This is a genomic window from bacterium, assembly GCA_036524115.1.
GTDB lineage: Bacteria > JAUVQV01 > JAUVQV01 > JAUVQV01 > DATDCY01 > DATDCY01.
The window spans coordinates 1-7,092 of record DATDCY010000057.1 but is presented as its reverse complement, the minus strand read 5'-3'; the positions used below and the strand labels follow the sequence as shown (position 1 = coordinate 7,092).

Annotated in this window: 8 protein-coding genes and 2 tRNA genes; 5 read left to right on the top strand and 5 right to left on the bottom strand. The window is 69.0% G+C overall.

The genetic code is table 11. The features are described 5' to 3' along the window. The 3 genes from VI078_02635 to VI078_02625 form a co-directional block, all read left to right on the top strand. On the top strand, nt 1-466 hold a 466-nt coding region (locus VI078_02635), incomplete at its 5' end, for a hypothetical protein (protein HEY5998178.1). A 70-nt stretch (nt 467-536) separates the two neighbouring features. Next, a tRNA-Val gene (locus tag VI078_02630) sits at nt 537-612 on the top strand. A 17-nt stretch (nt 613-629) separates the two neighbouring features. Next, a tRNA-Asp gene (locus tag VI078_02625) sits at nt 630-706 on the top strand. A 92-nt stretch (nt 707-798) separates the two neighbouring features. Here VI078_02625 and VI078_02620 read toward each other — a convergent pair. Further along, the gene (locus tag VI078_02620) at nt 799-1,050 is read right to left on the bottom strand and encodes a GlsB/YeaQ/YmgE family stress response membrane protein (protein HEY5998177.1); all 252 of its coding nucleotides are present in this window, start codon (nt 1,048-1,050) and stop codon (nt 799-801) included. Between the two features lie 538 nt (nt 1,051-1,588). Between VI078_02620 and VI078_02615 the strand changes: the two genes are divergently transcribed. Beyond that, the gene (locus VI078_02615) at nt 1,589-2,800 is read left to right on the top strand and encodes an MltA domain-containing protein (protein HEY5998176.1); all 1,212 of its coding nucleotides are present in this window, start codon (nt 1,589-1,591) and stop codon (nt 2,798-2,800) included. Beyond that, a complete protein-coding gene (locus tag VI078_02610; protein ID HEY5998175.1) occupies nt 2,797-2,925 on the top strand; it encodes a hypothetical protein in 129 nt (42 codons plus the stop codon). The genes VI078_02615 and VI078_02610 overlap by 4 nt, the downstream gene beginning before the upstream one ends. A 26-nt stretch (nt 2,926-2,951) precedes the next feature. Here the strand turns inward: VI078_02610 and VI078_02605 are convergent, their stop codons facing one another. The 4 genes from VI078_02605 to VI078_02590 form a co-directional block, all read right to left on the bottom strand. Next, a complete protein-coding gene (locus VI078_02605) occupies nt 2,952-4,313 on the bottom strand; it encodes a hypothetical protein (GenBank protein HEY5998174.1) in 1,362 nt (453 codons plus the stop codon). Between the two features lie 422 nt (nt 4,314-4,735). Further along, complete coding sequence (locus VI078_02600) at nt 4,736-5,794, bottom strand: agmatine deiminase family protein (GenBank protein ID HEY5998173.1); 1,059 nt, start codon at nt 5,792-5,794, stop codon at nt 4,736-4,738. Further along, complete coding sequence (locus VI078_02595; protein HEY5998172.1) at nt 5,791-6,720, bottom strand: carbon-nitrogen hydrolase; 930 nt, start codon at nt 6,718-6,720, stop codon at nt 5,791-5,793. Before VI078_02595 ends, VI078_02600 begins: the two co-directional genes overlap by 4 nt. 28 nt (nt 6,721-6,748) lie before the next feature. Further along, on the bottom strand, nt 6,749-7,092 hold a 344-nt coding region (locus VI078_02590; protein ID HEY5998171.1), incomplete at its 5' end, for a hypothetical protein.

The following is a 7,092-nucleotide window of genomic DNA, read 5'->3' as shown; positions in this document are numbered from 1 at the left end:
CCCGCCGCCGCCCGCCCCCGTGGCGGCCCCGGCACCCCCGCCGCCCCCGCCCGAGGCGCGTTTCGGCGGCCCGATCGTGGACGTCGGTCTCTCCCGCCAGCTTGACCCGGCCAACTACGCCTTCGGCCGAGTTGGCTACGAAATCCCCCTGGTCGGAAAGCTGCACCTGATCGGCCTCGTGGGTGGGGCCGTACGCTGGATGGGCAACGACGGCGGCAGCGCCTTCACGGCGGACGCCCTGCTCGACTACCGCTGGATCGGCAGGGTCTCCCTGGGCGCCGGCGCCGGCTACTGGTCCGGCAACGACGGTCAGGCGGACCTCATCGCGGACGTCGGCTACCTGGCGTTCGGCGCCCCCGACGGCAGGAACGCCGAGGTGTTCCTCGAGGGCCGCGCGCGCGCCGACGAGCTCGACAACTTCGACGACTTCGCCCGCATCGGGCTGGGCTTGAGGTTCCGGTTCTAGCGCGCGGACCCGGGGCCAAGATTCTTCTTGACGGGGGGGATGCGCGTCCCTATCATCCCCCCCGTGACTGGGGCGGTTAGCTCAGCTGGGAGAGCGTCTGTCTTACACACAGAAGGTCACAAGTTCGACCCTTGTACCGCCCACCAGCACAGGGGAGAGAAGCGGGGCCGTAGTTAAGTCGGTTATAACGCTGGCCTGTCAAGCCAGAGGGCGCGGGTTCGAGTCCCGTCGGCCCCGCCACTTCCTCCCAATACACTCAATGACTCACCTGACACGGGCCGACCCGTGCCTTTCCGCTTCTGTTCGCTGAGCTGCCGGCGTCGCCGGCGCCGCTATCCCCGGAAGACCCCGACAGCGCGCAGGATGGCGATCAGCAGCGCCGCACCCGCCACGGCGATCACCCAGTGCAGGACGCCGCCGACGGGTACGATCCCCAGGAGTCCGGCGACCCAGAATCCCAACGACGAGCCGATGATGCCGACCAGCACATTGGCGATCCAGCCCATCTGGGCGTTTGTCTTCATGACGATGCTGGCCAGCCAGCCGATGACGCCGCCAATGATCAACGAGACAATCCAGTTCATGTCTCCATCCTCCCTTTGCGTTCGCCTCGCTCCCCGGTCGCCCCGCCGGAAGATCGCCCGGAGCCGACGACCTTAACGCCGCCTGCCGACCAGCAGGATCCCGGCGCCGACCGCGATCGCCGCCACCCCGGCCCACAGCGGCACCGCGCCGGCTCGATGGGGACACGGCCCCGTGACGGCGCATGTCTCTTGTGCAATATAGGCGCGGATACCCGGGCGCGACATGGAGTGTTCAGCCCATTTCGAGGTCGTCGCGCCGAAAGATTCCTGTCGATCTTATCCCGGCATTCTGTGCCATGGCGTGGCCGCGGAGGCGGCCGCAAGACAATGCAGGCTTGAGCCCGAGGATGCCCTGCCCCCTTCGCCATGCCTTTCGCATGTCGGTCGTCTCTCGGGCCACATCGACATTCTCGCGATCTGCGCAAATGTTGCGGAGAAATAATATAGTGAACCTATGGAGCGCCACCGGTTCGAGCCCCGTCAGCGCCGTCGGTTGCCTTCCCCGTCCCTGGCCGCGCCCCTGACGACGTCGCCGGCGTTGATCCGCCGCCTCGCGGCTGCCGTCCTCGTCCTGGCGATCGCCGCCGGCTGCGCCGCCCCCCGCATCCCGGTCGGGCTGGTCCCGGTCCCGTCCCCGCAGGTGCGCGCCCCGCGCCTCGCAGACGACGCCGACTTCGCCGGCTTCGCGGACGCGCTGCGCCAGTCCCTGCGGTACTACCGGCGGCTGCCGGACACCGCGACCTTCGCCTACGGCGAGCTGGCCTACACGGCGCGGGAGATGGAGGCCTCGACGGCGCTGCTGATCGAGATCGTCGAGACCACGACGGGCGAGGCGCGCCTGGCGGCGATCCGCAACACGTTCCTCCTCTTCGAGAGCCGCAACGAGCGCGGCGCCGCCTTCTTCACCGGCTACTTCGAGCCGATCCTCCCGGGGAGCCTCGCGCAGTCCGAGCGCTTCCGCGCGCCGCTGCTCGCCGTCCCCGGCGACCTGCTCACGCTGGACCTGACGCCGTATGCCGACGCCGGGATGGTCCCCGCGGAGCTGCGCGGCAAGTCCCTGCGCGGGAAGCTCGACGGCCGGCGGATCGTCCCCTACGAGGACCGCGACCGGATCGCCTTCGGCGGGGCGCTGGCGAACCGCGCCCAGCCGCTGGCCTGGGTGGCCGACGAGGTCGAGCTGTTCTTCCTGCAGATCCAGGGTTCGGGGCTGATCCGCCTCGAGGACGGCACGCTGCTGCGCGTCAACTATGCCGACCAGAACGGCCACCCCTATCGCGCCATCGGCAAGCTGCTCAAGGAGCGCATCCCGCCGCAGCGGATGTCGCTCCAGTCGCTCAAGGCCTGGCTGCGCGAGAACCCGGGGCAGGTGCGCGAGGTGCTGGACTACAACCCGAGCTACGTCTTCTTCCGGCGGGTCGAAGAGGGGCCGCTCGGGAACATCCAGGTCCCGCTCACGCCGGGACGCTCCATCGCGGCCGACGCGCGGCTCGTGCCCAAGGGCGGCGCCGCCTGGTTCGAGACGACGCTGCCGCCCGCGGCGACGCCGGGGGCCCCCGCGCCGGTGCCCGTGCGGCGCTTCGCCGTCGTCCAGGACACCGGCGGCGCGATCACGGGGCACGGGCGCGCCGACATCTTCTGGGGGACCGGCGACGAGGGCGAGCGGCTTGCCGGCCCCTTCAAGGAGGAAGGGCGCCTCTTCCTGCTGGTCGCCCGCAAGGAGTGCCTGCCGGCAGCGGCAACACGGCCGTGAACATCACCGCGTCGGCGCTGGTGCTCTGGCTGATCGCCGCCCTGCTGCTGCTTCTGGTCTGGATGACGGTGACGGGGCGCCTCGGGAGCAGCCGGTCGCTCGCAGGCGAGCCCCCGCCGGGGTAAGCGACGGGGGCTCTGATCATCTGTCGCTAATGGCAGGTCGCATCCAGAGGCGCGTAGTTGCCGTCGTATGAAGCGGCGCAGCTGAAGGTACCGTTGCCGACGCCGCCCACGATCTTGCTTGCTCCGATCTTGAAGATCAGACCATCCCCTCCACCCTTCACCGCAGGGGACCCTTGCACCGTGCACCTGTCCAGGACGGTGAGGTTGCCATCCACTTCGGCATAGACCCCGTAATTCGTTGCCCCTGCCTCTGCAACCGCAGCGACATTGGTCATGGTCAGCGAGGAATTCCCGAAGTTGTAGATGCCAGCGGTAAGACTGACGCCTGTCTTCGCGCTCGCGGTGGCATTCTTCATGACCGTTGTGGAATTACTGTTGTCGATGCCAATATTCCAGCCGCTGGCACCCGAGGCCGACGCGACTGCGTCTGCAATAGTACTGGTAGCGGACGAGTAACCGATGCTGACACCAACGCTCTGGACGCCCCCCGAAGCAATGGCGGCACCGCCGTTCATCGTTACGGAGCTAAACCAAGCGCGAACCCCAAAATTCGCATCGATCCCACCCGATGCAACGGCAGTCACATCAGTCAGGACCGGAGATCCGTTGTAGCGGTTGAAGACCGCGGTACAATCAGTTGCGGCACCGACAGCCATTGCCGTGACGTGTTCATACCTGTTCTGTGAGTTGCTGTTCACTATGGCCCGATTATATTGTCCTGCTCCGGTATTCTTAACCGTCAGAAACCTCATCTCGGCGTCGCCTCCGCCCGCGACGACGGTGCCCACGTCATAGCCGTCCACAGCACTTGTTATTATTGTGACGTCTTCGCCGGCGCCTTCAACATCGGCAAATTCCTGCATGGGGAAGCCGCTCGATCCGAGATCGTAGGTGCCGGGCATGATCTTGAGAAGGCATCGATTCGTTGAAGAAGGTTCGCCGCACCACTGTGCGTACGCTGCAGGTTCCACGGCACTCAGGGGATCGCTGAAGTCGCCGCCGCTCTTGGCAACAATCGCGACCCGGCCATACTGGTGAGTGTGACTTGCGGGAGCGAATTGCGAAGCGTGCACGTTGTCGACCGTATCCGCATTGCCCACCGTGCCGGTGACCTTTGCTGCGGAAACGTCCTGGATCTTCGCGTTCGTCACCGCACCATCGACGATCTTGTCAGTCGTGACCGCACCGCCCGCGATCTTCGCCCCGGTGACCGCCAAGTTCTGTATGTGGTTGGTCTTGACCCCGGACCCGGAGTTGGTGTCTTGCTGACTGGTGCCGTCCGCTTCCTTGATCTTGATCGAGGTGACCTGATCGTCACTAACCGAGCCAATCGACACGGATGGTACGCCAAGGAGCAGGATGCAAGCCAGAGCCATGACATTCTTCATCTGGGCCTTCCTCCTTCGTGGACTGTCCGCTCAAGTGCCCCGAATCCGTGGGTGACGGCGTCACTCTCTATGCGTCCACCTCCTTCCGAGCCCGAACTATTGCAGGCGCTACCGCGGCGAGAGTCGCCTGATCGCACGCGGTCATTGCATTGATGGTCCCGTTGCCTTAGCTCCCTGCACTCATCGCCATCCCGGTTCGCTCCAGGCGTGGTCGCGGCGGAGAGACGGATCCGGGTTCCGCCGGGCACTTCGCGTCTTCTGTATGCGGTCTCAACCGAAACGAGTGGATCTTCGCGGTGCGACACGCGATAGTCAAGCATCGCGCCGCCCCGTGACAGCGGCCGAGCGGCGCTACGGCCCGTGGAAGCGCGGTGCGACGCTAGCGCGCCAAGCGAAGAGAGGCGTCGGGCGCTGATGGGCCCTTATGGACGCCCCGGCAATTGCTGGGTCAGGCAGTGGATCGTCCCCAATCCCCAGACGAGGTCGACCGCGTGGATGCCGACGACCGGCCGGTCGCGGAAGAGACGCCCGAGGATCCCGAGCGCGACCCGGTCCATCGGGTCGTTGAAGGTCGGCACCAGCACCGCGGCGTTGGCGACGTAGAAGTTCGCGTAGCTCGCCGGCAGCCGCTGGCCGTCGAAGATCAGCGGCCGGGGCATGGGCAGGCCGACGACCTCCAGGCGCGAGCCGTCCTCGAGGCGCGCCCGGGCGAGCCGCTCGCGGTTCTCGACGAGGGCGTCGTGGTTGGCGTCGGCGCGGTCCGCCTCCTCGCAGACGACCACGGTGCGCGGGCCCACGAAGCGGCAGAGGTCGTCGACGTGGCCGTGGGTGTCGTCGCCGGCGATGCCGCGGCCGAGCCAGACCACGTTCGTCGCGCCGAGCCAGCGCCGGAAGACCTCCTCGTAGTCACGCCGGCCGAACCCCGGGTTGCGCACCTGCACCCCGGGGTCGAGCAGGCACTCCTCGGTCGTGATCAGCGTGCCGCGCCCGTTGACCTCGATCGCCCCGCCCTCGAGCACGACCTGGCGGCCGGCGTGCGTCGCAGCGACCAGCGGCAGGCCAAGCGCCCCCGCGGCACGCGGGCAGACCGCGTCGTCGCGGTGCCAGTCGGGATACCGCGCCCACGCGGTGAAGCGAAAGCGCACGACGGCGCGGCCGCGCGCGCCCCGGCGCACGGTGATCGGCCCGGTGTCGCGCGTCCAGCCGCGGTCCGAGGGGATGCGGTGGAAGGCGACCCGCGAGAGGTCGACCCCGACGCGCCGGAGCACGCGGCGCGCCCCGGCCTCGTGCGCCGCGGAGGCGACGATGACCCGCAGCTGCTCGCCGGGGACGACGGCGCGCGCCATCTCCGCGAAGGCCCACGGGATGGCGGCGAACTTCCCCGGCCAGTCCGAGGCGTTGCGCGGCCAACTGATCCAGGTCGCCTCGTGCGGCTCCCACTCCGCGGGAAGCCGGTAGCCCGCGACGCGGGCCGCGCTCACCGGCCGCACGGCCCGGGCGGGGTCTCGTCGAGCAGCCGGCTCGTGAGGCCGCCGTAGGCCTCGACGCGCCGGTCGCGCAGGAACGGCCAGTTGCGGCGCACCTCCTCGAGGCGCGCGCGGTCGACATCGACCAGCAACGTCTCCTCGCACCCGGCGCCGGCCTCGGCGAGGACCACGCCCTGCGGGTCGCAGCAGAACGAGCCGCCCCAGAACTCGATCCCCGGCGCCGCCGGGTGCGGCCGCTCGTGGCCGACGCGGTTGACCGCGGCGACATAGACACCGTTGGCGATCGCGTGCCCCCGCTGCACCGTCCGCCAGGCGTCGCGCTGCGCCGCCCCCTCGGCATCCTTCTCCGCCGGGTGCCAGCCGATGGCGGTCGGGTAGAGCAGCACCTCGGCCCCCCCGAGGACCGCCAGGCGCGCCGCCTCGGGGAACCACTGGTCCCAGCAGACGAGCACGCCGATGCGGCCGGCGAGGGTGTCGATCGGCCTGAACCCGAGGTCGCCGGGCGTGAAGTAGAACTTCTCGTAGTAGCCGGGGTCGTCCGGAATGTGCATCTTGCGGTAGATGCCCGCGAGCGAGCCGTCCGCGTCGATCACCGCAGCCGTGTTGTGCGCAAGGCCCGGGGCCCGGCGCTCGAAAAGCGAGGCGACGATGACGACCTCGCGCCGGCGCGCGACCTCCACGAGCGCGGCCGTCGTCGGCCCGGGGATAGGCTCGGCGAGGTCGAAGAAGGACGCGTCCTCGCGCTGGCAGAAGTATGGCGTCCGGAACAGCTCGGGGAGGCAGACGATCGAGGCGCCACGGTCCGCGGCCGCCTCGATCAGCCCGAGCGCCTTCGCGACGTTCGCGTCCGGGTCGGCCCCCATCTGCATCTGCACGAGGGCGATGCGGCTGGCCCCCGGCGCCGCCGGCGTTCCGTTCATCGTTCCTCCCCCTGCGCCGCCACGGCCCCTACTCGTCGAGCGTGACGTCGAAGATGTAGTGGACGTAGCGCTCCTCGGTGGCGGCGCTCGCGCCGCTGGTCGGCAGGTAGATGTAGGCCTGGAACGTCAGCGCATCGCTGTCGCGCTCCACGGAGAAGAGCTTGATCTCGTCGCCGCCGCCGGCGGGGACGATGGCGATCTCGTTGGCGGACAGCCAGCGCCACGTGAAGCTGTGCGGCAGCGAGTCGTCGGGCGTCGTCCCGGTGCCCGCCTCGTCGAAGACGATGGTGACCGGCGCCGGCGTGCCGCAGCGCAGGAGCTTCCCCTCGTCCTTCTGGCAGCGCAGCCGCGCCCCCGACCAGCTGCCGGTGA